The sequence below is a fragment of the Actinoplanes sp. NPDC048796 genome, from assembly GCF_040650035.1.
Classification (GTDB): domain Bacteria; phylum Actinomycetota; class Actinomycetes; order Mycobacteriales; family Micromonosporaceae; genus Actinoplanes.
Genome location: NZ_JBEZGO010000005.1, coordinates 40,194 through 63,738, shown reverse-complemented (window position 1 = coordinate 63,738; position 23,545 = coordinate 40,194). Strand labels below are relative to the sequence as shown.

At 74.0% G+C, this 23,545-nt stretch carries 19 protein-coding genes; 5 read left to right on the top strand and 14 right to left on the bottom strand.

Features of this window, described 5'->3' with window-relative positions; all coding sequences use genetic code 11:
* Positions 1 to 97: 97 nt before the first annotated feature.
* Entirely contained in the window at positions 98 to 1,309 is a 1,212-nt protein-coding gene (locus tag AB0C26_RS21880) for a site-2 protease family protein (RefSeq protein WP_360250203.1), read from the top strand.
* 302 nt (positions 1,310 to 1,611) lie between these two features.
* Here AB0C26_RS21880 and AB0C26_RS21875 read toward each other — a convergent pair whose 3' ends face one another.
* Together AB0C26_RS21875 and AB0C26_RS21870 are read right to left on the bottom strand one after the other, a co-directional pair.
* Complete coding sequence (locus tag AB0C26_RS21875; protein ID WP_360250201.1) at positions 1,612 to 2,610, bottom strand: histidine kinase; 999 nt, start codon at positions 2,608 to 2,610, stop codon at positions 1,612 to 1,614.
* A gap of 12 nt (positions 2,611 to 2,622) precedes the next feature.
* Positions 2,623 to 3,531, bottom strand: a complete 909-nt coding sequence (locus AB0C26_RS21870; RefSeq protein WP_360250199.1) for an aminoglycoside phosphotransferase family protein — start codon at positions 3,529 to 3,531, stop codon at positions 2,623 to 2,625.
* Positions 3,532 to 3,548: 17 nt separating this feature from the next.
* Between AB0C26_RS21870 and AB0C26_RS21865 the strand changes: the two genes are divergently transcribed.
* The gene (locus AB0C26_RS21865) at positions 3,549 to 4,100 is read left to right on the top strand and encodes a class I SAM-dependent methyltransferase (protein ID WP_360250197.1); all 552 of its coding nucleotides are present in this window, start codon (positions 3,549 to 3,551) and stop codon (positions 4,098 to 4,100) included.
* Between the two features lie 109 nt (positions 4,101 to 4,209).
* The gene (locus AB0C26_RS21860) at positions 4,210 to 7,758 is read left to right on the top strand and encodes a S8 family serine peptidase (protein WP_360250195.1); all 3,549 of its coding nucleotides are present in this window, start codon (positions 4,210 to 4,212) and stop codon (positions 7,756 to 7,758) included.
* A gap of 14 nt (positions 7,759 to 7,772) precedes the next feature.
* Here AB0C26_RS21860 and AB0C26_RS21855 read toward each other — a convergent pair whose 3' ends face one another.
* The 9 genes from AB0C26_RS21855 to AB0C26_RS21815 form a co-directional block, all read right to left on the bottom strand.
* On the bottom strand, positions 7,773 to 8,267 hold the full coding sequence (locus tag AB0C26_RS21855; protein WP_360250192.1) for a sigma-70 family RNA polymerase sigma factor: 495 nt from the start codon (positions 8,265 to 8,267) through the stop codon (positions 7,773 to 7,775).
* A 3-nt stretch (positions 8,268 to 8,270) separates the two neighbouring features.
* Positions 8,271 to 9,152 (bottom strand): alpha/beta hydrolase, encoded by an 882-nt coding sequence (locus tag AB0C26_RS21850; RefSeq protein WP_360250189.1) that lies wholly within the window; start codon positions 9,150 to 9,152, stop codon positions 8,271 to 8,273.
* A gap of 61 nt (positions 9,153 to 9,213) precedes the next feature.
* Positions 9,214 to 9,924 carry an alpha/beta hydrolase gene (locus AB0C26_RS21845; protein ID WP_360250186.1) on the bottom strand — a complete coding sequence of 237 codons (711 nt, stop codon included), beginning with the start codon at positions 9,922 to 9,924 and terminating at the stop codon, positions 9,214 to 9,216.
* 11 nt (positions 9,925 to 9,935) lie between these two features.
* A complete protein-coding gene (locus tag AB0C26_RS21840) occupies positions 9,936 to 10,880 on the bottom strand; it encodes an alpha/beta hydrolase (protein WP_360250183.1) in 945 nt (314 codons plus the stop codon).
* A 33-nt stretch (positions 10,881 to 10,913) separates the two neighbouring features.
* A complete protein-coding gene (locus tag AB0C26_RS21835) occupies positions 10,914 to 11,522 on the bottom strand; it encodes a sigma factor-like helix-turn-helix DNA-binding protein (RefSeq protein WP_360250181.1) in 609 nt (202 codons plus the stop codon).
* Between the two features lie 20 nt (positions 11,523 to 11,542).
* The gene (locus AB0C26_RS21830) at positions 11,543 to 12,577 is read right to left on the bottom strand and encodes a DUF4331 family protein (RefSeq protein ID WP_360250179.1); all 1,035 of its coding nucleotides are present in this window, start codon (positions 12,575 to 12,577) and stop codon (positions 11,543 to 11,545) included.
* The gene (locus tag AB0C26_RS21825) at positions 12,552 to 13,565 is read right to left on the bottom strand and encodes an NAD(P)-binding domain-containing protein (protein ID WP_360250176.1); all 1,014 of its coding nucleotides are present in this window, start codon (positions 13,563 to 13,565) and stop codon (positions 12,552 to 12,554) included. The genes AB0C26_RS21830 and AB0C26_RS21825 overlap by 26 nt, the downstream gene beginning before the upstream one ends.
* Before the next feature lie 44 nt (positions 13,566 to 13,609).
* Positions 13,610 to 16,369, bottom strand: coding sequence for a BTAD domain-containing putative transcriptional regulator (locus AB0C26_RS21820; protein WP_360250173.1), 2,760 nt, complete (start codon positions 16,367 to 16,369; stop codon positions 13,610 to 13,612).
* Between the two features lie 46 nt (positions 16,370 to 16,415).
* Positions 16,416 to 17,240, bottom strand: coding sequence for an SDR family oxidoreductase (locus tag AB0C26_RS21815; protein ID WP_360250170.1), 825 nt, complete (start codon positions 17,238 to 17,240; stop codon positions 16,416 to 16,418).
* Between the two features lie 88 nt (positions 17,241 to 17,328).
* On the opposite strand from AB0C26_RS21815, the gene AB0C26_RS21810 reads away from it, so the two are divergent.
* Together AB0C26_RS21810 and AB0C26_RS21805 are read left to right on the top strand one after the other, a co-directional pair.
* Positions 17,329 to 17,796: an alpha/beta hydrolase gene (locus AB0C26_RS21810; RefSeq protein WP_360250167.1), complete on the top strand. Its 468-nt coding sequence runs from the start codon at positions 17,329 to 17,331 to the stop codon at positions 17,794 to 17,796.
* Between the two features lie 43 nt (positions 17,797 to 17,839).
* Positions 17,840 to 18,733, top strand: a complete 894-nt coding sequence (locus tag AB0C26_RS21805) for an NAD-dependent epimerase/dehydratase family protein (protein ID WP_360250164.1) — start codon at positions 17,840 to 17,842, stop codon at positions 18,731 to 18,733.
* Here AB0C26_RS21805 and AB0C26_RS21800 read toward each other — a convergent pair.
* The 3 genes from AB0C26_RS21800 to AB0C26_RS21790 form a co-directional block, all read right to left on the bottom strand.
* A complete protein-coding gene (locus AB0C26_RS21800) occupies positions 18,710 to 19,306 on the bottom strand; it encodes a TetR/AcrR family transcriptional regulator (RefSeq protein ID WP_360250161.1) in 597 nt (198 codons plus the stop codon). The two genes, AB0C26_RS21805 and AB0C26_RS21800, sit on opposite strands and share 24 nt — an antisense overlap.
* An 84-nt stretch (positions 19,307 to 19,390) precedes the next feature.
* Entirely contained in the window at positions 19,391 to 20,788 is a 1,398-nt protein-coding gene (locus AB0C26_RS21795) for a BTAD domain-containing putative transcriptional regulator (protein ID WP_360250158.1), read from the bottom strand.
* 34 nt (positions 20,789 to 20,822) lie between these two features.
* Entirely contained in the window at positions 20,823 to 23,534 is a 2,712-nt protein-coding gene (locus tag AB0C26_RS21790) for an AAA family ATPase (RefSeq protein ID WP_360251623.1), read from the bottom strand.
* Positions 23,535 to 23,545 lie beyond the last annotated feature (11 nt).

Below are 23,545 nucleotides of genomic sequence, written 5' to 3'. Positions count from 1 at the left end.
CTTTCCTCTCGCCGAGGCGCGCCCCGCCCCCCTTTCGGGCGCGCCTCGGCCCATATTCGTCCTTTTAGGTAGGCACCGGCCGCGTAGGATGCGGCGCGTGACGGCTTACCTCGTCGGAGTGGCGCTGTTCCTGCTCGCCCTGACCCTCTCGGTCGCCCTGCACGAGGTGGGCCACATGGTCACGGCGCGCGCGTTCGGCATGAGGGTGCGCCGCTTCTTCGTCGGCCGGGGCCCCACCCTCTTCTCCGTCAAAAGAGGCGAGATCGAGTACGGCGTGAAGGCCCTACCCATCGGCGGCTTCTGCGACATCGCGGGCCTGACCGCCCTCGACGAGCTGACCCCCGAGGAACGCCCGCGCGCGATGTGGCGCTTCCCGGCCTGGAAACGTACGGTCGTGATGGCCTCGGGTTCGGTCGTGCACCTGCTGATCGCCCTGGTCGTCCTCTACACCATGGCCATCACCAGCGGCCTGCCCAACCTCCACCCGTCCGACGACCCGATCGTCGCCTCGACCACGTGCGTCCCCACCACCGCGACCTGCCCCGCCACCGCCACCGCCACCGCCACCGTGACCTGCCCCGCCACCGTGACCTGTCCCGCCGCCGAGGCCGGCCTGCGCCCCGGCGACCGGATCGAGGCCGTCGCCGGCAAACCGACCCCCCAGTGGAACGACGTCCTCATCGCCGTCCGGGCCGCCGCCGGCCCGACCCCGCTCACCGTCCGGCGGGGCGCCGAGACGCTGACCCTCACGGTCGACGTGGCCCGGGTCGCAAGCCCCGACGGCGAGATCGGCATGATGGGCGCCACCGCCCAGCAGCCGCCGGCCTACCTGCGCTACGACCCACTGGCCGCGACCGGCGCCACCATGTCCTTCACCGGCGACATGGTCGCGAACACGGCCACCCAGCTGGCCGCCTTCCCGCAACGCCTCCCCTCGGTGCTCGAAGCCATCACCGGCGGCGAACGCCACCCCGACACCCCGATCAGCATGGTCGGCGCCAGCCGCCTGGGCGGCGAGGCGGTGGAGCGCGGCTTGTGGGAGGTCTTCCTCTTACTACTGGCCAGCCTCAACCTCTTCATGGCCGTCTTCAACCTGCTGCCGCTGCTCCCACTGGACGGCGGCCACCTGGCCATCGTCTGGTACGAACGAGCCCGCGACACCATCCGCCGCCGCCGGGGCCGAGCAGCCGCCGGCCCGGTCGACTACACGAGGCTGTTCCCGATAACCCTGGCCGCCCTCCTGATAGGCGGCGCCGTCATGCTGCTGACAGTCACGGCCGACCTGGTAAACCCGATCCACCTCTCCTGACCCCCGCCGGTTCGAGCCACGCGCGGCCCGCTCACCCACTCCACCACCGAGCCACCCGCGCCCCGCTGCCGATGCCGGCGCGATAGCCGCCCGAGCTGCTCACCCATCGCGTCCACCGCCGTTCTGAACTGCCCACCCATCGCGTCCACCGCCGTTCTGAACTGCTCAGCCATCGCGGGCACCGCCGTCGCGTTCCCCGGCTCCACCAGGGCGGCCGAAGAAGGCCGCCACCGCAACGAGATACCGGCCGGCCCTCCGTGTAGCGCCCACTCTCACGCGAATGCTGAACGTCGTCCGCCATATCACCTTCGGCGGTCCGGACAGCCGGCTCGAACCAAGTCATTCATGGCCGAGCTCACCATCGTGACCGGCTTTGCCGTCGCCGCCGTCGTCCGGCGGGTGCGCCGGGCCTGGCCGACCGCGGCCAGCCCGTCGGCCGCCTCCGCGGCCACCGCGAAGCCGTCCTCGTTCCTGAAGAGCACCCGCAAGCCCATCCGCACCAGATCCTGGTCGTCGGCGATCAGCACGGAGATCACGGCGCCTCCCGACGCGAACGCGGCCGCGGCGCGACCAGCGCCGGCGGGGTTGGCGGTGGGGTGGGTCGGCGGGGCGAGGGTGCGAGGCAGGACGGCGTGGACGGTGAAGGTGGAGGGCCGGGTGGCGGTGGCGGGCGGGGTGGAGGTGGCGGTGGCGGGCGGGGTGGCGTGGACGGCGAGCCCTCCACGGCCAGCGTCACCGACACCCCGGCCGCGCGCAGGCGGTCGCACAGCGCCTCGGCGCCGGCCAATCCGGGGGAAGGGGTCACGCCGGCCAGGGTGGCGCGCAGTTCTTCCAGCGCCACGCACGCCGCCGCGCTGATCGCGGTCAGGGCCTCGTGGGCCAGGGCGGGGCGGGTGTCGCGCAGGCGGAGGGCGATGCATCTGGATGGCGGCCAGGCCGTGGCCGACCACGTCGTGGACCTCCTGGGACAGGCGCAGGCGTTCGGCGTCGGCTGTCCGCCGCTCCGTTGCGGCGCGCTCGCGGGACTGAGCCTCCACCACCAGGCGGCGGGCCGCGCCCAGGGTGAACGGCACGATCACGCAGGCCGTCCCGGGTACCAGGCCGACCAGGCCGGGTGGGCCGGTGAACGTGTGGACCAGCACGATGGCCAGCGCCGCGACGGCCCAGGGCAGGGCCTGGCGGAGGACGAGCCGGTGGCCCACGGCGTAGACGGCGAGGCCGAAGGACAGCAGGATCGAACTCGACCCGGGCAGCCTGGTCTTCCCGCCGATCGTGTCGCTGACCGCGCTGAGCCTCGCCACCGTCCTGTCGGTCTACAAACCGTGGGGCCGGATCGCGCCGAGGAGCCGCTGAAGCCGTTCGCGGGAGTGGAAGTCGTCCAGCACCTCGCCGATCCAGGCCGCCGCGTCCGGCCGCGCGTCGCCCCGCAGCCATCGCTCGCCGGCCAGCGCCGCGATGTGGCCGAGCTGCGCGATCAGCATCGAGAAGTCGCCGGTCCGGGTCAGCCGGGCCGGGCCGCCGGCGGCCGCGTAGGCCGACGTCAGGGCGCGGGCGCGGCCCGGGTCGGTGCGGGCGAACTCGTACAGCACGCAGGCGAGCTCCTGGGCGGGATCGGCCGGCCCGCTGTTCTCCCAGTCGATGACGCACAGTCCGCCGTCCGGCGTGGGCAGCACATTGTCGGCCCACAGGTCGCGATGGCACGTCTGCGCGGCCGCGGGCGGAGTGAGCCACCCCTCCAGCGCCACCAACTCGTCGCGCAACGCGGCCAGCCGGCCGCCGAACGGAGCGTCCCGTAGCTCCTCGATCAGCTCGTCCCACCGGGCCGCGCCGACCGGCGCCGTGTGCCATTCCCCGGCGGGCCCTTCGGCGGGCACGAAGACCCGGTGGATGGCGGCCACCGTCGCCCCGACCAGCTCCGGGTCCGCCAGGGGATCGGGCGCGCCGAGCTCGACCCACTCGTACACCCGGATCTGGTCCTCGCCGGAGACGGCGCCGTCGACCGTGCGCCGGACGGCCGGCGCCCGGACTCCGGCCGCGCACGCCTTCTCCTGGAAGGTCGCCCCGGCCACGGAAGCCGCCTCGAACGGCACCTTGACCGCCCACCGCCCGTCCGAGGTGTCGAGCCGCCACACCTCGCCCTGCCGGCCCCGCGCGACCGGCCCGCCGGACAGCCCGCGGAAGCGGCCCAGCCCGAACAGGTCCGCGATCGCCGCACCGTCCACACAGGTACGGTATCGCCGTGAATCCGTTCCTGGGAAAGCTTTATCAGTCGGGCCTCGATCACGACGCGGCCGAGCCGGACCGGCGGCGGCGCCTGCGCAACCTCGAGCCGGCCACGGCCGAGCTGCTGGCCACCGTGGTGCGCATCGCCAAGGCGCGGGACATCGTCGAGATCGGCACCTCGAACGGCTGGTCGGCGCTCTGGCTGGCCGCGGCCGCCCGGGACACCGGCGGGCACGTCACCACCGTCGACGTCGAACAGTGGCCGGGCGTCGAGGAGAACCTGTCGGGCCAGGGCGTCGAGCGGGTCGTGGCCGACGGCGGCGCCTACCTCGCGCACCGCGACAGCGGCGAGATCGACCTGCTCTTCCTCGATGCCGAGCGGTCCGAGTACGCGTCCTGGTGGCCCCATCCGGCCCGGGTGCTCCGGCCGGGCGGGGTGCTGGCCGTCGACAACGTGCTCTCGCACCCGGACGAGGTGGCCGATTTCCTGGCCCTGGCCCAGGACCGCTTCATCGGCGGGACCGCGGCCGTCGGCAAGGGCCTGTACCTCGGCTGGCTGAAACCTTAAGGCTGGCGCATCGGCGCCATGTCGCTTTATGGCCAGTCTGTTTTTCACAACGACGTAACCAAATATCCACATGCTTCACCGCAACCCCTCGATCCACAGGAGTTGCGTCTTGTTCCACTCAGTCCTGGCGGTCGTCACGACCGCCGCCCTGGCGACGGCGCCGGCCGGTCAACCCGCGCCGGCGCCCGTCGCCGCGCCTGACGGCCAGGCCCGGACCGTCACCCTCATCACCGGCGACCGGATCACCGTGACCGGCACGGCCGTCGGCGTCGCCCGGGCCTCCGGCGGCGTCCGGATCAGCACCTTCAAGGGCGACACGTACGCCTACCCCGACGCCGCCATGCCGTACGTGACCTCGGGCCTGCTCGACGAGGACCTGTTCAACGTCACCAAGCTCATCGCCGACGGCTACGACGACGCCCGCACCGGCGCGACGCCCGTGATCGTGCAGTACGCCGGTGGGGTCGCTCCGGCCGGCAAGCAAGCGGCCGGTGTCACCGCGGTCCGGACCCTGGCCAGCATCGGCGGCGCCGCGCTGACCGTCGACCACGACACCACCGGTGACTTCTTCGGCTCCCTGGTGGCCCGCAAGGGCACCTCGATGAAGGGCGGCATCTCCCGCGTCTGGCTCGACGGGAAGGCCCACGCCGACCTGGCCGAGAGCACCGCGAAGATCGGCGCCCCGCAGGTGTGGGCCGGCGGCGACACCGGGCAGGGCGTCGCCGTGGCCGTCCTCGACACCGGGGTCGACACCGGGCACCCCGACCTGGCCGGGCGGATCGCCGAGACGGCCAGCTTCGTGCCCGGCGAGGAGGTCACCGACCGGCACGGGCACGGCACACACGTGGCCTCCACGATCGCCGGCACCGGCGCCGCCTCGGACGGCACGGAGCGCGGCGTCGCCCCCGGCGCCGAGTTGCACGTGGGCAAGGTGCTCAACGACGCCGGCGAGGGCCAGGACTCCTGGATCATCGGCGGCATGGAGTGGGCCACCCGCACGGCCAAGGCCAAGGTGGTCAGCATGAGCCTGGGCGGCGGCCCGAGCGACGGCACCGACCCGCTCAGCGAGGCGGTCGACCGGCTCAGCGCCGAGACCGGCGCCCTGTTCGTCATCGCGGCCGGCAACAGCGGCCCGGACGCGCAGACGGTCAGCGCCCCCGGCGCGGCCGACTCCGCGCTCACCGTGGGCGCTTCCGACAGCCGGGACCGGCTGGCCGTCTTCTCCAGCCGCGGCCCGCGGGTCGAGGACAACGCCCCGAAGCCGGACCTGACCGCGCCCGGCGTGGACATCCTGGCCGCCCGCTCGCAGTACGCCCCGGAGGGCGAGGGCTCGTACCAGACGATGAGCGGCACCTCGATGGCCACCCCGCACGTGGCCGGCGCGGCCGCGCTGCTGGCCGCCGCGCACCCGGACTGGACCGGGACGCGGTTGAAGGACGCGCTGATGAGCACGTCCAAGGCGACCCCGTGGTCCCCTGTGGAGTTCGGTGGCACCGGCCGCCTCGACGCCGCCGCGGCGGTCAAGGGCACGCTCTTCGCCACCGGCACGACGTTCCACGACCTGAAGTTCCCGTACTCGCCCGGGCAGCGGGACACCCGGACCATCACCTACACCAACGCCGGTGACAAGGCCGTCACCCTCGATTTGGCGTCGACCAGCGAGGCTTTCACCCTGCCGCGCGACCAGGTCACGGTTCCCGCCCACGGCACGGCGACGGCCGAAGTGGTCGCCCCGCTCGACCCGATGCCCGACGACACGTACGCCATCGGCTCGGTGACGGCGACAAGCGCCGAGCAGACCTTGCGGACGACGGTGGGCCTCAACCGCGAGGGCGAGCGCGCGAACCTGACCGTGAACACCAAAGGCCCCGACGGCAAGCCGCTGCCCGGCGTGCTCATCGTCAAGGACGTCAAGCACGACACCGCGCCCCGCGCCTACCAGATGACCGCGTCCGGCACCCTGACGCTGCGCCTGCCGGTCAGCACGTGGGCGATGTGGCAGTACGCCGACGTGCCGGGCCTGCGCGGGCCGCACTCGCTGGGCATGGCCGTGCTGGCCGCGCCGGAGGTGGTGCTCACCGCCGACCGGAAGGTGACGCTCGACGGCACGAAGCTGGTCCCGGCCAAGGTGACCACCCCGGAGCGCACGAGCATGGCCCAGCTGCGGGCCGACGTGTTCCGCTCCTACCCCGGCAAGCACCCGTTCGGCGACGACTACGTGGTCGGCCCCAAGTACGACAGCATCTGGGCCACGCCGACCGGTAAGAAGGTCACCCAGGGCGCCTTCACCTTCGGCACCCGCTGGAGCGCCGTCCAGCCTCCGCTCGCGCTGACCGTGGGCGGCCAGGTCTTCGACGACCTGCTGTGGCAGTCGGGTTCGGCCAAGCTGCCCGACGGCGTCCGGCGCGGCCAGGCCGTCCTGGTCAAGCCGGGTGGTTCCTTCGCGGCGGCGAAGGGCAAGGTCGCTGTCGTACGTTTCGTCGACGTCGACACGGCTGTCGCCCAGGCCGCGGCCGCGGCGAAGGCCGGCGCCACCCTGCTGGTCATCGTCAACTCCGGTCAGGGCCGGCTGGACGCCTGGTGGGAGGTGGACGACCCGGTCACCCCGCTGCCCGTGGCCGCCATCGCCCACGACGAGGGCGAGCGGCTGATCGCCCGCCTCGGCCGGGCCGACGTGAGCGTGGAGTCGCACCCCGCGCCGCACTACGTCTACGACCTGAGCAAGTGGTTCTCCGGCGCCGTGCCGGCCAGCCTCACCTGGGCGCCGAAGGCGCGCGACCTGGCCCGGGTCGAGCAGGATTTCCGTCACCGCACCGCCGGTACCGGCCTGATGGCCCGCGGTGACCTGAACGCCGATCTGGACGCCTACCTGTACGGCCCGGCGCTGACCGTTCCCGCCCAGGGCCGGCGCACCGACTGGGTCTCGGCCGGCTCCTGGATGGAGCAGGCCGGTGTCCACCCCGTCTACCAGGTCTCCGACGGGCACACCTATCCGGTCGGCCGGACCAGCCGGACGAGCTGGTTCGCCCCGGTCGCGCGGCCCCGCCTGTTCGAGCGGGGCGGCCCGGCCCGGATCGGTGAGGCCGTCGCGTTCTTCGGTCTCGCCCCGTTCGGTGACGGCGATCCGCACCACCAGGGCAGCATGGAGGAGGGCCTGACCCAGAGCACCGCGCTGTACCAGGGCGGTACCGAGCTGGCCCGGGTCGACGGGTCGTTCTTCGACGTCGTGGTCGGTGCCGGGGCGACCCCGCTGCGGCTGGTCACCGAGACGGCCCACGCCGGCACGGTCACGCCGTACAGCACGAAGACCTCGACCTCGTGGTCGTTCGTGGCGCCCGCCGTCGATCTGAGCCAGGACATCGTCGGCGAGCCGCTCGACCTCGTTCAGCTCGACTACGCGGTGGCGACCGACCTGTCCGGCCGGGCGTCCCGGAAGGCCACGCTCGGCGTGACCGCCAGCCGTCTCGACGGCACCGCGCTGCGCACGGCGGTCAAGGTCGAGGTGTCGTACGACGACGGCCGCACCTGGCGCATCCCGCGCGGCAAGCTCGACGCCCCGAGGTCGGCCGAGTACGTCAGTGTGCGGGCCACCGCCGAGGACAGGGCCACCCGCTCCGCGGTCACCCAGACCGTGATCCGGGCCTTCGGCCTGAAGTAGCCGGGCCGCACCCACTACGCCAGCGCGGCCAGCAGGGCCTTGCGGGCGTAGTGGGTGCGCGATTTCACCGTTCCGACCGGCACGCCGAGCCGGTCGGCGATCCGTTCGACCGGCTCGCCGCGCAGATAGACGTCGGCGAGCAGATTCCGGTGGGCCGCAGTGAGATTCGCGAACGCCGAGAGCATCGTGCCCGAGGCCAGCGCGGTGTCACCGGTCTCGTCCGACCCGGTCGCGGCCCACGTCAGGTCGGCCACGCCGACCTCGACCGGGCGGTGGCGCCGCGAGCGCACCGAGTCGATGACCAGCCGGCGCGCCACCGTGAACAGCCAGCGGCGCTCCTCCTCCGAGCTGGGCGGCAGTCCGTCGACGTGCCGCCAGGCCCGCACCATCGTCTCCTGGGTGAGGTCCTCGGAGGTCTGCCGCGCGCCGCGCGTCAGGTTGAGGATGAAGTGGTAGACGTCGCGGGAGTGCGCGGCGTGCAGGGCCGTCATGCGGGCGTCGGCGTCCACGGCTCACCCGGCCGCGTGGAATCGGCGCAGCTTCTCGAGGACGGCGGCCGGGTTCTCCTCCGGCAGGAAGTGGCCACCGGCCAGGCCCTCGCCGGTGACGTCGCCGGCCCAGCCGCGCCAGACCTCGAGGGGGTCGTACCAGGTGCCGACCGGGCCGCCGGCGCTCCACAGAACCTGGACGGGGCAGGCGATCCGGCGCCCGTTCGCCCGGTCCTCGTCGTCGGCGGCGCGGTCGGTGGTGGCGCCGGCCCGGTAGTCCTCGCAGATCGCCCGGACGACGCCGGGGTCGTGCACGAAGTGCGAGTACTCGGCCAAGGTGTACTCGTCGCGCTCGCGCAGCGCGCCGCCGAACTGGATGTCGAAGAAGAACCAGTCCGGGTCGTGGACGATCAGGATCTCCGGTACCGGGTACGGCTGCGCCAGCATCGCCCAGTGCCAGTAGGCCAGGGCGAAGCGGTCGTCCGCGCGCGCCCACACCTCGCCGGTCGGCACGACGTCGAGGACGGTGAGCCGCCGTACGGCCGGGGGACGGTCCAGGGCGAGCCGGTAACCGACCCGGCCGCCGCGGTCGTGCCCGGCCACGTCGAACCGGTCGTACCCGAGCTCGGCCATGAGCCCGAGCACGTCCGAGGCCATCGCCCGCTTGCTGTAGGCGTGATGTTCCGCGTCGGGCACCGGCTTGGAGCTTCCGCCATAGCCGCGCAGATCCGGCGCCACGACGGTGAAATCGCGGGCCAGTTCCCCGGCCACGGCCGACCAGCACAGGTGGGTCTCCGGGTAGCCGTGCAGCAACAGCAGCGGCGGCCCGGAACCACCCCTGCGAACCCGGAGCGTCTGGTCGCCGACCGTGATCTGCTCCAGCTCGTACCCGTCGAACCCAGGCATCGAAGTCTCCTCGCGGAATGAGCGGTGCCCGCCGGCGCCGTTGCCGGCGGGCAGCCGCGGCTCAGCTGATGAAGGCGACCGCTTCGAGGATCGCCGCCGTGACCTCGTCGGGCCGGGAGGTGGCGATGGCGTGCGACGCCCCGGGCACCTCGCGGACGCCCTGCGGCGACGACCGCTGGACCTGCCAGCGGAACAGCTCGGCCGGGATGTTGCGGTCGGCGTCGCCGTAGACCTCCCACGTGGGCAGGGTCTTCCAGGCCGGTTTGTCGGTGACCAGCTCGTCGGTGAGGGCCTTCTGGGTCACCGAGCGCTGGGTGCGGCCGAGCAGGATCGCGTCCTCCAGTTCGAGATCCGCCCCGAACTGCGACGGGAACTTGGCCGGGTCGATCTTCAACTCGGTGCCGCCGCCGGACAGGGGGAAGGTCACCAGCGCCTCGCCGAGGGTGCTGCCGGGCAGGCGGCCGGCCAGCGAGAACGCGGACTCGCCACGGTCGGGCACGAACGCGGCCACGTAGACCAGCGCCCGCACCGGGTCGAGACCGGTCGCGGCCTCGGTGATGACCAGGCCGCCGTACGAGTGGCCGACGAGCACGACCGGGCCGCCGACGCCGTTGACGACGTCGCGGACGTACTGGGCGTCACCGGCGAGGCTGCGCAGCGGGTTGGCCACGGCGATGGCGTCGATGCCCTGCTTGGCCAGCTCGGAGATGACCGGGTTCCACGCGGTCGAGTCGGCGAAGGCGCCGTGGACGAGAACGACTGTGGGCTTCATCTTCTTCTCCTTCAGGCCAGGCCGACTGTGATGGCCGCGATGGCCTGGGCGGTGGCGGCCCGCGAGGCGCGGGTGTCCTTGAGCGGGTTGAGCATCATGAAGTCGTGGATGGTGCCGTCGTAGCGGACGGTCGTGATCGGCACGCCGGCCGCCCGCAGCTTGGCCGCGTACGCCTCGCCCTCGTCGCGCAGCACGTCGGCCTCGTCGACGAGCAGGAACGTCGGCGGCAGGCCCTTGAGGTCCTCCAGCGACGCCTGATTGGGCGACGCGGTGATCTCGGAGCGGACCGACTCGTCGGGGGCGTACTGGTCCCAGAACCACGCCATGGCGGCCGCGGTCAGGTGCGGGCCGTGGGCGAACTGCTTGTAGCTCCCGGTGTTCATCCGGGCGTCGGTGACCGGGTAGTACATCGAGACGTGCCGGAAGGAGACGTCGCCGCGCTGCTTGGCCAGGATGCTGACGGCGGCGGTCATGTTCCCGCCGACCGAGTCGCCGGCCACGGCCAGGCGTGACGCGTCCAGGCCCTCGGCGGCGCCCTCTTTGACGATCCACCGCGCGGTGGCGTACGCCTGCTCGATCGCGACCGGGTAGTGCGCGTCCGGGGACGGCGTGTACTCGACGAAGACGAACGCGAAGCCGGTGCCGATGGTGAGCTGGCGGACCAGGCGGTCGTGGGTGCCGTTGTTGCCGAGAACCCAGCCGCCGCCGTGGATGTAGAGCACGGCCGGCAGGGGGCCGGTGGCGCCGACCGGCTTGACGATGCGGACCCGGACGTCGCCGGCCTCGGCCGGCACGGTGATCCACTTGTCGTCGACCGGGGGCAGGTCGGTCAGCCCGGCCTGCACGTTGTCGAGACCCTTGCGGGCTTCGACCGGGGTGAGCTGGTAGACGAACGGCGGCTGGGCGGCCGCCTCGCCGAACGCCTGGGCGGCCGGCTCCAGAACGATGTCGGACACTTCTGTTCTCCGTTCCTCGGATGTGAACTCAAGCTAGGAAGGCGCAGTGCGCATCGAGTGACTGACCAGTGGTGCCGGATCGCCGGTACGGGCGACCTCGCGGAACGCGGCCAGCAGGTCGTGGTGGTCCACCGGCGACACCCGGCTGTCACCGGAGGTCTCGAGCCGGGTGCGGGCCCGGCGGATGAGCTGGCGGGCGTGCGCCTCGGTGACGCCCAGCAGGCCGGCGATCTGGCGGTAGGGGAGGGCGAACGCCTCGCGCAGCAGGTAGGCGACACGTTCGCGGGGGCCGAGGCGCGACAGCAGCAGCGCCAGGGCGCCGCGCAGCTGGTCGGCCTCCACCACCAGCGCGGCCGGGTCGTCGCCGGTGTGCGCCCGCTCGGCCGGCCACAGGCCCACCGGGCTCTGGTGCCGGGCGTACGCGGTGGTGGTCCGGGTCAGGGACAGGCGGGTCGTGGTGCGGCTCAGGAACGCCGGGGCGTCCCGGACCACCGTGCGGTCGGTGCCGTTCCAGCGCAGCCACGCGTCCTGCACGACGTCCTCGGCGTCCGGGCCGGCGATGCCCCGGGCGATGCGGAGCAGTCGATCGCGTACGCCGAGGAACTCGTGCAGGCCGTCGTCGATCGTCATGGTTCCTCGCATGGGAGGAACGCTAGGAAGGGTCAGTGTTCGTCGAGTGCCGATGGAGTGACGTACGGGAACTCGTCGCTCACTCGAGCCGGGGCCAGCCCGGTGCTCACCGCCGAGTTGGTGGCCAGCGAGAACATCACCTCGGGGGCGTTGTCACTCAGATGCCGCCCGTTGAAGTCGGTGAAGCCGAACACCGCGGCCGTGCCGACCTGGTACGGCAGGGTGTCGGGCAGGATCCGCTGGGCCACGGCCAGCGCGTACGCCTCGGGCCGGGCCGAGGTGCCCAGGCGCCGCACCGCCGCCGCGACCAGGCCGCGCACCTGCCCGCCGTACCGGGCCCAGTCCTCGCCCGGGTGGGTGCCGTTGGCCGCGCTCGCCTCGTCGCCGCCGGCGTCCCGGAAGATCGGCCAGATCATCGGCAGCCCGGCCCGCCCGGTCTGGTGCCAGCCGCCGGCGTCCGTGGCCAGTAGAGAGGCACTCCAGACCCGGATCATGCGGTCGGGGAACAGCTGTCCGTCGCGGTGCGGCACGCGCACCACGATGCTCCAGACCGTGGAGCCCTCGAACGAGTTGGCGGCCTGGCCCGGCAGGTAGCCGGTGATCTCGGCCTCCTGGCCGTGGATGACCAGGGAGTCGACGGCGGCCAGCTGCGACAGGTCCAGGTAGAACGGATCGAGCGCGTGGCCCGCCCAGACCCGCAGGCCGTCCGGGCCGTCGACCGGCACGCCGACCCGGCCCGCCGCGATCTCGGCGCCGTCGCGGGTGACCCGCAGGGCGCCGCCGGTGAAGGTGAAGCCGAAGACCAGGTTCTCGGCCGGCGAGTCGTCCAGGTGGATCCGGAACTCGTAGCGGGCCTCGGGGTGGAAGCCGTCGGCGACGAGGTCACCGGCGAGCGAGGTCCGCACGTTCATCACGAAGACGGTCGCGTCGCGGTCGTCGAAGACGTACTGGTCGGTGATGTTCAGGCGCGGATCCTGGCGGGCCTGCGGCGAATCCAGGTGGTGTGACATGGGGTTTTCCTCCGGTTGCTCGGTGTCGCGGTCACCGTAGGAGCCGGGAGTGGACATCGACTGAAGATGCAGTGACAGGCGGCTCGGCCGCCGTGGCCAGGGCCGGGACCGGAACGCCGGCGCGGGTCGCCGCGCACACGACCCGCCGCCATGGCGGGCGCCAGTCGCGCAGCGCGAGCGCGAAGTGCTGATCGTCGAGCAGCCCGTCGCCCGGTACCGCGGTCAGCGCTTCGCGCGCGTACGTCAGAAGGCGCCCGGCCAGCGCGGTGCCGCCCCGCCAGGCGCCGGCGACCGCGGCCAGGTCCATGCCCCAGCCGTACGCCGCGCCGGCCACCCGCAGACGTTCGAAGGCCCGCGCGTAGGCGACCGCCCGGGCCGCGTTCCAGGCCGCGCGGATCTCGGGAAGGGTCACCGTCAGCGTTCCGATCGGCGCCGGCTGGTCCCTGGGCACGGCCGCCTCGGTGATCATCTCGTCGTCCTGCCAGGCCCGCAGGATCTTCCGGTCGCCGATCAGGGCGTACGCCTCGGCGGCCAGCTCCGCCTCGGCCGCGGCCAGTTCCTCGTACACCTGGCCCGCGAAGTGCCCGGCGCTGCCCGCGCCGGCGTAGGCCACGCAGGGAACGTTCTGGAAGCGGGCCGCGGTGGCGGCCAGAAGCGGGCGAAGCCGTTCGTACGCGCGTCGATCACCGCCGACCACATAGGACGGCCCGTGCTCGATGGTGCGCGGCCGGCCGGTGATCCCGCAGCCCGCGAAGAGCACGCCGGAACCGCGCATCCAGGCCGTACGCCGTCCCGTCTCGGAGAACCGCGTCGCGCCGCCGTCGGCCACCACGTCCCCCGGCTCGAGCCGGGGCAGCAGCTCGGCCAGGACGCCGTCCAGGTCCGAGCCGTCCAGCCGGATCAGCAGGCGCGGGGCGCTGAGCGACTTCGCCATCTCGGCCGCGCCGTGCCGGTCGGCCACCGCGACGTGATAGCCGTGCCCGGTCAGGTTGCGGACGAAGGCCGCGCCCCGCTCGCCGTGGGTCACCACACCGATCGTCGTCATGCCCGCCCGCAACGATCGGAAGGGACCGTCGTTCGAGCCTTGTGTCAGCTGTCACCCAGGCGGTCACGCAGCTGGGCCGCGAGCGGGCCGGCCGGCTCGGCCAGCGCGCCCAGGGCCTCCCGCCAGTGCTGCCGGGCCGCCTCCGCGTCGCCGGCGTCCCGGCAGGCGTCGCCCATGGCCAGTTGAACCTCGGCCAGTGCGGCCGGGCTGCCCGCCCGCCGGTACGCGCCGGCCGCCTCCGCCCAGCGGGCCATCGCCTCCTCGGGGCGGCCCATCTCGCGGTAGAGGTTGGCCAGCAGGTCCCAGCTGTGCCCGGCGCCCAGCTCGTCGCCGATCTCCCAGGACAGCGACAGCGTCTCGCGCAACAGGTCCTGCGCCTGCCGGGTGTGGCCGAGCCGGGCCCGGCTGCCGGCCAGCGTGCGCAGCGCCCGGGCCTCGTTCACCCGGTTCCCGGCCGAGCGGAAGATCTCCAGCGCGCGCTCGCTGTGCCGGACGGCCTCCTGGTGCTCGTCGTGCTCGGCCCGGACGTACGCCCAGTTGAGTTCGACCATGGCCAGGCCCGCCCGGTCGCCGAGCCGCTCGAAGAGCGCGCCCGCGCGGCTCAGGTGCTCGGGCGCCTCCAGGCCGGAGTACGAGTTGAACAGCGCGCCGGCCAGGCTGCGGTGCAGGTGCGCCTGCCCGGCGAGGTCGCCGTCGGCCACCGCGGCGGCCAGGCCGCGGCGCATGGTCGCCTCCCAGGCCGGCAGTCGGCCGGTGAAGTGCAGGTGGGTCTGCAGACTCAGGGCCACGTGCCAGGCCACGGCGGGCGGTCCGTGCTCGACCAGCGCGTCGAGCACCCGTCGCTCGGCGTCGAACCACGCCATCGCGTCCTCGGGACCGGCGAAGGCCGGGACGGTGACGCCCGGCCGGGACTCGGGCGGCCGGGGTGGTGCGAGCGCGCGGGCGAGGAGCTCCTGCGCCTCGTAGGCGGTGCGGCGATAGTGGTCGTGGATCCGGCCCAGCGCCTCCCGGCGGTCTTCGGCGCCGTCCTGGCGGACGCTCAGGTCCGCCGCGTACTGGCGCAGCAGATCGTGCATGTGATGGCGGCCGGCGCGGGACTGGGTGAGCAGGTGGGTGGCGAGCTCGCCCAGCAGCATCCGGGCCGCGCGCGGTTCGACCGCGGCCAGCGACGCCGCCGCCGGGATCGTCACGTCGGGCCCGGGGTGCAGCGACAGCAGGCGGAACATCCGGGCCGCGCCGGGGCTGAGCGCCCGGTACGACCACGAGAAGACGGCGCTCAGGTCGGTGTCCTCGTCCGCGCCGAACGCGTCGAGGCCGGCGCCGGCCTCGGCCAGCTCCGCGGCGATGTCGGCCAGGGACGTGTCCGGCAGCGCCGCCGCCCGGGCCACGACCACCGACGCCGCCAGCGGCAGCCGGCCGGTGCGCGCGATGATCTCGTCGACCGCCGCCGGTTCGGCCTCGACCCGCCGGGCGCCGAGCCGGTTGACCAGGCCCTCGCGCACCTCGTGGGGCGACGGCAGGTCTAGCGGGACCGGATGGGCGCCGCCGGTGGTGACCAGGCCGGTGATCCGTACCCGGCTGGTGACCACGGCCAGGCTGCCCGGCGCCGAGGGCAGCAGGTGGCGTACCTGCTCGAAGTCGCGGGCGTTGTCGAGCACCACCAGCATCCGGCGCCCGGCCAGCAGGCTGCGGTAGAGCCCGGCCAGCGCGTGCAGCTCGGCCGGCAGCGTCTCCTGGGGCACCCCGAGCGAGCCCAGGAAACCGCGCAGCGCCTCGTCCGCCGTCATGGCGGTGCCCTGGGCGGTGAAGCCGCGCAGGTCGGCGAAGAGCTGACCGTCCGGGTAGGACCCGGCGAGCCGGTGCCCGAGGTGCACCGCGAACGCGGTCTTGCCGATGCCGGGCATCCCGTCCACGGCCAGGGTGACCGCGCCCCGGCCCCGCCGGTGACCCGCACCGATCAGGGCCGTGGCCCGGGCCAGCACCGACTCGCGCCCGGTGAAGAACGGCTGATCGGGCGGAAGCTGGGCCGGGACGAGCGCTTTCGGGGCCGGTCCGGGCGCGCTCTTCTGGTGCAGCAACCGGTCGTACGCCTCGGCCAGCTCCGGGCCCGGATCGATGCCGAGCTCGTCGGCCAGCCGATGGCGTACCTCCTGATAGGCCTCGACCGCCTCGGCCTGCCGCCCGTCCGCGGTGAGCGCGGCGATCAGCCGGGCCTGCAACGGCTCGTCCAGCGGCGACCAGCCGACGGCCTGCCGCAGCGCCGGGATGACGGCGCGCGCCTGCCCGAGGGCCAGCGCGGTGTCGGCCGCGTCGCGCAGCGCCTGCGACCGCTCGCCGTCGATCGCCACGAAGGTGGGATGGGCGCGCTCCAGGCCGGCCGCGCACGGCCCGTGCCACAGCCCGAGGGCCTCGGTCCACAGCGGCACGGCCCGGGCCGGATCGCGTTCCTGGCGGGCCCGGCCGGTCAGCCGCCGGAACCGCGGCAGGTCGAGCATGTCCTCGCCCACCTTGAGCTGGTAGCCGGCGGCGTGCCGGACGAGGTGGTCGCCGACCGCGCGGACCGGCAGGTCGGGCTCGATGAGCCGGCGCAGCGTGCCGATGTAGCGGTGTACGACGTTCACCGCGCTGGCCGGCGGGTCCTGCTCCCAGACGGCGTCGACCAGCTCGCCGAGGCCCACGACCGTGCCGGCCCGGGCCAGCAGCAGGGCCAGGACGAGGCGCTGCTGCCGGCCACCCAGGTCGAGGTCGGTGTCGCCCCGCCACGCCCGGACCGGGCCCAGAATGGTGAATCGCACCGGCGTCATGGCCCCACTCTGATCCGCCGGCCGAGCGAAAACATCAGTCGGATGACTATCCCGCGGCGCGGGCGGCCAGCCAGTCGGCGAACCGCGTCGGCGCGGTGCGGAACCCGGCGTCCGGGGTGAGCGAGCCGTCGTCGAGCACGGCGCCGAAGTAGGCGGTGTCCGGGTCGGCCACGACCGTACGGGGATCGCCGTCGACCTTCAGGATCCGCCGGGCCAGCTCGTCCAGCGGGATCGCCTCGGGTCCGGCCACCTCGACCACCCCGTTCGCCGGCTCGGCCAGCGCCACCTCGGCCACCAGGGCGGCCACGTCGTCGGCGGCCATCGGCCGCAGCTTGGCCGGGGTGAGCCGGACCGTGTCGCCGTCGGCGCCGGTCTCGGCGATCGCCTTGACGAACTCGTAGAACTGGGTCGCCTTGACGATGGTGTACGGCGTGTGGCCGTCCCGGATCAGCTCCTCCTGCGCCACCTTGGCCCGCATGTAGCCGCTGTCGCGCAGCCGCTCGGCGCCGACGATGGAGAGCGCGACGTGGTGGCGTACGCCCGCGGCGGCCTCGGCGTCGAGCACGTTGCCGGTCGAGGTGCGGAAGAAGCTCATCACCGCGTCGTCGGCGAAGTTCGGCGAGTTGGCGACGTCGACGACCACCTGCGCGCCGTCCAGCGCGGCGGCCAGACCTTCGCCGGTGAGGGTGTTGACGCCCGTGTTGGGCGCGGCCGGCACGGCCTCGTGCCCCTGGTTCGCCAGGCGCTTGACCACGTTCGAGCCGATCAGCCCGGTGCCGCCGATGACCACGATCTTCATGTCCTGCTCCTTGTCGGTTCCGTTGTCGTCGGGACCGAAGGTAGGCAGCGCGGGTGCGGGATCGGTGACCAACGAGTGACGGTGAACCGGCGCCCCCGTTCGTCGTTGTGCGCGGTTGGCCGCTCCCCCCGGCGGCCGGCCGATCGAAGGGCAGCCGGACATGAGAATCCACGAACCTGTGTGCGTCGTGCACCCCGGTCATGAGCAGTTGAGCCTCGCGGGCGTCGAGCAGCACGTACGGGTCGTCTACGTCGAGCCCGCCCGCCGGCTGCCGGCGGTGGTGTCGGGCCTCGGGTGCCATCCGGTGATCCTGCTCGGCCACGCGTCGGCCGGCCCGATCGTGCTGCGCTTCGCGCTCGAGCACCCGGCCGCGGTCTCGGGGCTCGTGCTCTACTCGCCGGCCGCCGACGACGAGGATCTGAGCGCGCTGACCCTGCCCACGCTGATCGTCACCGGCGCCCACGACGCCGTCTGCAGCCCGTCGCGGGCCGCGCTGCTGCACGGCCGGATCGGCGGATCGGCCCTGCTCGTGCTGCCCGGCAGCGGCAGCCAGGCGCACCTGTCCCAGCCGGTGGCCTTCACCGGCGCGGTCGCCGAGTTCATCCACCTGGTAATCGACGTCACATAGCGACAACTGGTTATCGGTAACGCGTTTTCGTTAGCGTCGGGTCATGACAAGCGAACTGGTTCTGGTCACCGGCGGCTCCGGCTTCGTCGGCTCGTACGTCGTACGGCGCGCGCTCGCGGCTGGTCTCCGCGTCCGCACCACCGTCCGCTCGCATCCGGTGGAGGGCGTCGAGTCGGTCCGCGCCGACCTGCTCTCCGACGACGGGTGGGACGAGGCGGTCGCCGGCGCCTCGTACGTCCTGCACGTCGCCTCGCCCTTCCCCGCCGTCCAGCCGACGGACGAGAACGACCTGATCGTCCCGGCCCGGGAGGGCACGCTGCGGGTTCTGCGGGCGGCGAGCGCTTCGGGGGTACGCCGGGTGGTGCTCACCTCCTCGTTCGGCGCCGTCGGCTACGGGCACGGCGACACCAGCCGCGTCTTCACCGAGGACGACTGGACCGACGTCGAAGGGCCGGGCGTGCAGCCGTACGTCAAATCGAAGACTCTCGCCGAACGCGCGGCCTGGGATTTCGCGGCCCGGGGCGGCCCCGAACTCACAGTGCTCAACCCGACCGGCATCTTCGGCCCGGTCCTCGGCCGGTCCTGGTCCAGCTCGATCGACCTGATCGCCGGCATCCTGGACGGCACGATGACACGGGTCCCGGACGTGACCATCACCCCGGTCGACGTCCGCGACCTGGCCGAGCTGCACCTGCTGGCCCTGACCGACCCGGCGGCGGCGGGGGAGCGCTACATCGCCTGCGGCCCCGACGAGGTGACCCTGCCCCAGGTGGCCGCCCTGCTGGGCCGGGCCGGCCTGCCGACCGGCCCCGGCGACCGCCCCCGCCACACGACGAACGCCAAGGCCGTGGCCACCTTCGGATGGAAGCCCCGCCCGGCCACGGAGATGTTCCTCGACACCGCCCGCAGCCTGTCAGCCCTTCGCCAGCAGGGGTAGCAGGACATCGTCGACGAGGTGTTCGGGCAGGCCGGGGTCGTGGCCGGCGAACAGCTGCTCGAACAGCAGGGGGCCGAAGATGAGGCGGTCCACAATGTCCAGGATCGTGGCGTCGGTGGCGATCCGGCCGGCCCGGGCGTGCCGGTCGAGCACCCGGCGCAGCACCTCGACCTCGGGCTCGACCAGGATGTCGCGCATCGCCCGCATCAGTTCGGGGTCGAGCAGCGCGTCGCGGGCCAGCCCGGTCATCGTCGCGGTGGCCGGCTCCCGCAACCGGATCGGTCCCGCGGCCCGCTCGGTCACGGCCAGCAGGTCACCGCGCAGGCTGCCGGTGTCGATGTCGGCGGCCGACTCCGGCTTGGTGACCTGAATGGCGGTGATGACCAGCTTCGCCTTGGAGTCCCACCGCCGGTAGAGAGTGGCGACGCTGGCCTTGGCCGCCTCGGCGATGTCGTCCATGGTCACCCGGTCGTAGCCGCGTTCCCGGACCAGCCGCAGCGCCGTGTCGAGCAGCTCCCGCTCCCGTTCCGGCGACAGCCGGCTGCGTCGCGATCTCGGCTGCTCGGAAGGCACCCGGCCAGCATACGGCTCAGCCCAGCGCGAGACCGGCGGGCGTCTCGGCCCGGAGCTCGGCGGCGATGAAGGCCAGCTTGTGGTTCAGCCCACCGTGAGACCGGCGGGCGTCTCGGCCCGGAGTTCGGCGGCGATGAAGGCCAGCGGCAGGTCCGGCTCCACGACGGCCTGGGCCGCGGCGCGGGCCAGGGCCGACGGCAGCCGGCCGCAGCGTTCCACGATCTCGGCCGTGGCGGCCGGCTCGGCGGCGACCCGGTCGGCGCCGATCCGCCGCCGCAGCATGGCGGTCGCCTCGGCCGGGCCGGGCAGCGGCACCGGGAACGTGCCGCCCGCGCGACTGGTCGTGATCACCACGCTGCCGGGGGTGCCGGGCAGCAGGCGCGGGTCGACAGTGCCGCAGTTGTCCAGCACGAGCAGGATCCGGCGGCCGGTGAGCAGCGACCGCCAGCGTTCGGTCAGCGCCGCCACATCGTCCGGCAGCTCGCGCGCGGGCTCGCCCAGCGAGGTCAGGAAGCCGCGCAGGATCGACGGCGTGTCGAGGCCGCGCACGTCGGCGTAGAGCTGGCCGTCCGGGCAGGACGGGGCCAGCCGGTGGGCGAGGTGGATGGCGAGGGCCGATTTGCCGGCACCCGCGACGCCGTCGATGGCCAGCACCGCCGGCCCGGTCGCGCGCTGGCGTTCGATGTCGGCCAGGGCCGGGCCGGCCTGGCGGGGCACCAGGAACGGGTGGTCGGACGGGAGCTGGGCCGGCGTGGCGGCCGGGCGGCGGCGCAGGGTGTCGCGGGCCGCCCGCAGTTCGGCGCCCGGGTCGATGCCCAGCTCGTCGCCGAGCCGCTCGCTGACCGCGTGGAAGACGCCCAGCGCGCGGTCGCGCTGCCCGCCGGCGGCCAGCGCCAGCATGAGGCGGCTCTGCAGAGGCTCGTCCAGAGGCTGGTCGCCGGCCACCTCGCGCAGCGCGGGCAGCACCCGGACCGCCTGGCCGGTGCGCAGCGCCGCGTCGGCGGCGTCCCGGGCCGCCTGCGAGCGTTCGCCGTCGACGCTGTCGAACACCGGGCTCGGGCCGAGGCCCTCGGCGCAGGGGCCGCGCCACAGGGCCAGCGCCCGCAGATAGCGCCCGACCGGATCCTCGGCGGACGCGGCCGAGGTCACCAGGCCGCGGAACTCCAGGAGGTCGAGTGTGGACTCGCCGGCCCGGAGCAGATAGCCGTCGCCGACCCGGGACAGCAGCGAGCCGGCCGACCGGATCGGCAGGTGCGGCTCCATCAGGCGGCGGAGCCGGCCGATCGAGCGGTGCAGCACGTTGGCCGCGCTGGCCGGCGGGTCGTCGCCCCAGACCAGGTCGACCAGGTCCGTCTGGCCGACCACCGAACCGGCCCGGGCCAGCAGCAGGGCCAGGACCGTGCGCTGCCGGCCGGCGCCGGCGTGCAGTTCCCGGTCGCCCTCGCGCAGGCTGACCGGGCCGAGAATGGCGAACCGAATCATGCCCTCAGCCTGTCGGCCGGGGGTGGCGAAAACATCAGTACGATGACTGCGCGCCACCCAGGGCCGCCGCGAGCTGCCGCCGGCCGCTGACCCCCAGCCGCGGGTAGATGCGGTAAAGGTGGGCGCCAACCGTGCGGTGCGAGATGAACAGCCGCTGTCCGATCTCGCGGTTGGTCAGGCCCTCGGCGGCCAGCGTGGCGATCTGCATCTCCTGCGCCGACAGCTGGTCGCTCAGGTTCTCGTGGCGCCGGCCGCTGGACTCGCCGGTGGCGCGAAGCTGGTCGCGGGCCAGCTCGGCCCACGGGCGGGCGCCGAGGCGGTCGAACTCGTCGCGGGCCGTGCGCAGCGGCGCGCGGGCGTCGAGCTGGCGGCGCCGGCGGCGCAGCCAGCGGCCGTGGTTGAGGTGCAGCCGGGCCCGGACGAGCTGCACCGAGGACGGCAGCGTGGCCAGCGCCGAGGCGTAGCGTTCCTCCCCCTCGTCGTCCGGGGCCAGCACGGCGCTCGTGTACGCGTACGCCGTCGTCATCATCTCGGTCGGCAGGCTGCGGGCCAGCGCCGGCAGCTCGGCCAGCAGTTCCCGGGCCGGTTCCACCGTGCCCGCCGCCAGCGCCGCGTCGGCCAGATCGGGCGCGACCAGCCAGCGGCTCACCGAGTGATAGTGCGGATCGGCCGGATCGAAGAGCCGGGCCAGGAGGTCGTACGCCTCCTCGACGCGCCCGCCGAGCAGAGCCAGCAGCCCCTCGGCCTGAAGCGTGATCGACGACGCGAACGGCATCCCCGTCAGCAGCGGATCGGCTCGCAGCTTGCGTACCATCTCCTCGGCCGTCGGGACGTCGCCACGGGTCACGGCGACCAGAGCCGACACCGACCGCACACCGAGCAGGACGATCGCCTCGCCGGTCTCCTCGGCCAGCGCCACGCCCTCGGCCGCGTCCGACCGGGCCTGGTCGAGCTGGCCGAGGTAGTAGCGGGGCCAGGCGCCGGCCAGCGAGCGCGCGAGCAGACCGAGGCGGCCCTGGGCCCGCCAGTTCGTGGCCGCCCGGGCCAGCAGGCGGCTGCTGTGCGTGAAGTCGCCGAAGCCCATCGTGCCGCTGCCGAGGTAGTGCACGGCCCGGCCGTCGAGCCGATCGAGGTCGAGCCGGTCCAACTGGCCGAGCACCGGCACGCCGTACCGGTAGGGCTCCGCGTAGGCGCGGACGGCCAGCAGCAGGGGATCGTCCGGTCCGGCGGCCCAGCGGTCGGCCACCGCGGCCAGCTCGGCCCGGGTCGCGGCGTCGCCGTCCTGGAAGAAGCAGCGCGAGGCGGCCCGCCACAGCAGGTTGTCGGCGACGTCACGAGCCCCGGCCGCGGCCGCGCCGGACGCCGCGGTCAGCATGTCGTGGATCCGCCGCTGCGGCTCGTCCGGCTCGAAGGCGGCGTTGTCGGAGACCAGAAGCAGGCGGGCCCGCTCGACCGGGCCCATCACGGCCGGATCGGCCCCGGCCAGCAGCGCGCGGGTCCGGCCCCGGTGGCTGAGCTGCCCGGACAGTTCGGCCGCGCGGACCAGGACGCTGGTGCGGCGGCGCTGATCCCGTACGAGCGAAGCCGCCTGTTGCAGTGCCGGGACCGCCGCGGCGACCTTGCCCCGCGCCAGCGACGCGTCGGCGAACTGCTCGAGGCGGTCGGCCAGCTCCTCGTCCGGCCCGATCGTGGCCGCGGCCTGGTGGAAGAGCCGGCGGTCGGGCTGATCGGCCAGGATGGCGGCCAGCGCGCGGTGGACGGCGAGCCGGTGGGTGACCCGGGCCCGGTTGTAGATGGCCGAGCGCATCAGCGGGTGCCGGAACTCGGGCCGGCCGTCGGTGATCGTGATCAGGCCCGCGTCGGCCGCCTCCTGCAGCGCGTCGACGGTGACGATCGAGCCGGTGACCTGACCGGCCGCCTCGAGCAGCCGGTGCAGGGCGGCGTTCGGCTCGGCCGCCAGCGCGAGCAGCAGCGCGCGGCTGGACGGGCTCGTCGAGTCGGTGCGCGCGGCGAACGCGGTCTCCAGCCGTTGCGTCAGCGGCAGGTCGTCGGTGCTGGCCGGGGCGTCCTGCACGGCTTTGGGCAGTTCGATCAGGGCGAGTGGGTTCCCGGCCGCCCGGTCGAGGATCAGCGCCCGCAGCTGCGGTTGCAGGGCCGGCGCCTGGGCGTCGAGCAGCTCGGCCGCCGCCGTGCGGTCGAGCGGGGCCAGGCTGAGCTCGGGGGTGTAGCCCGAGCCGATCCGCCCGCTGCCGTCCGGCCGGCTCGCGCCGAGGACGAGCAGGGCGTGCCCGTGGGCCCGGCGCGCGACGAAGAGCATGGCGTCCCGGGTCGACGGGTCGATCCACTGGATGTCGTCGGCGACCACCAGCACCGGCCGGCGAGTGGCGGCGTCGGCCAGCAGCTCCAGGACGGCCAGGCCGACCCGGTACACGTCGGGCTCGGTGTCGTCGGCGCCGAAGGCGGCCCGCAGCACCGTGCGGTGCGCGGCGGGCAGCCGGTCGATCTCGCGGATCATCGGCTGGAGGAGCAGGTTGAGCGCGGCGAACGGGAACCAGCGCTCGGTCTCGACGCCGGCCATGTGCAGGACGGTGAAGCCCCGCTCGGCCGCCTCGGCGGTCGCGGCCCGCAGCAGGGCCGTCTTGCCGACACCGGCCGGGCCGTGGATCAACAGGGCGGTGCCGTTCCCGGCGGCCGCGCCGGCGAGCAGGTCCCGGGCGAGGCGCAGCTCGGCGTCTCTCCCGATCATGCTCGTCACCC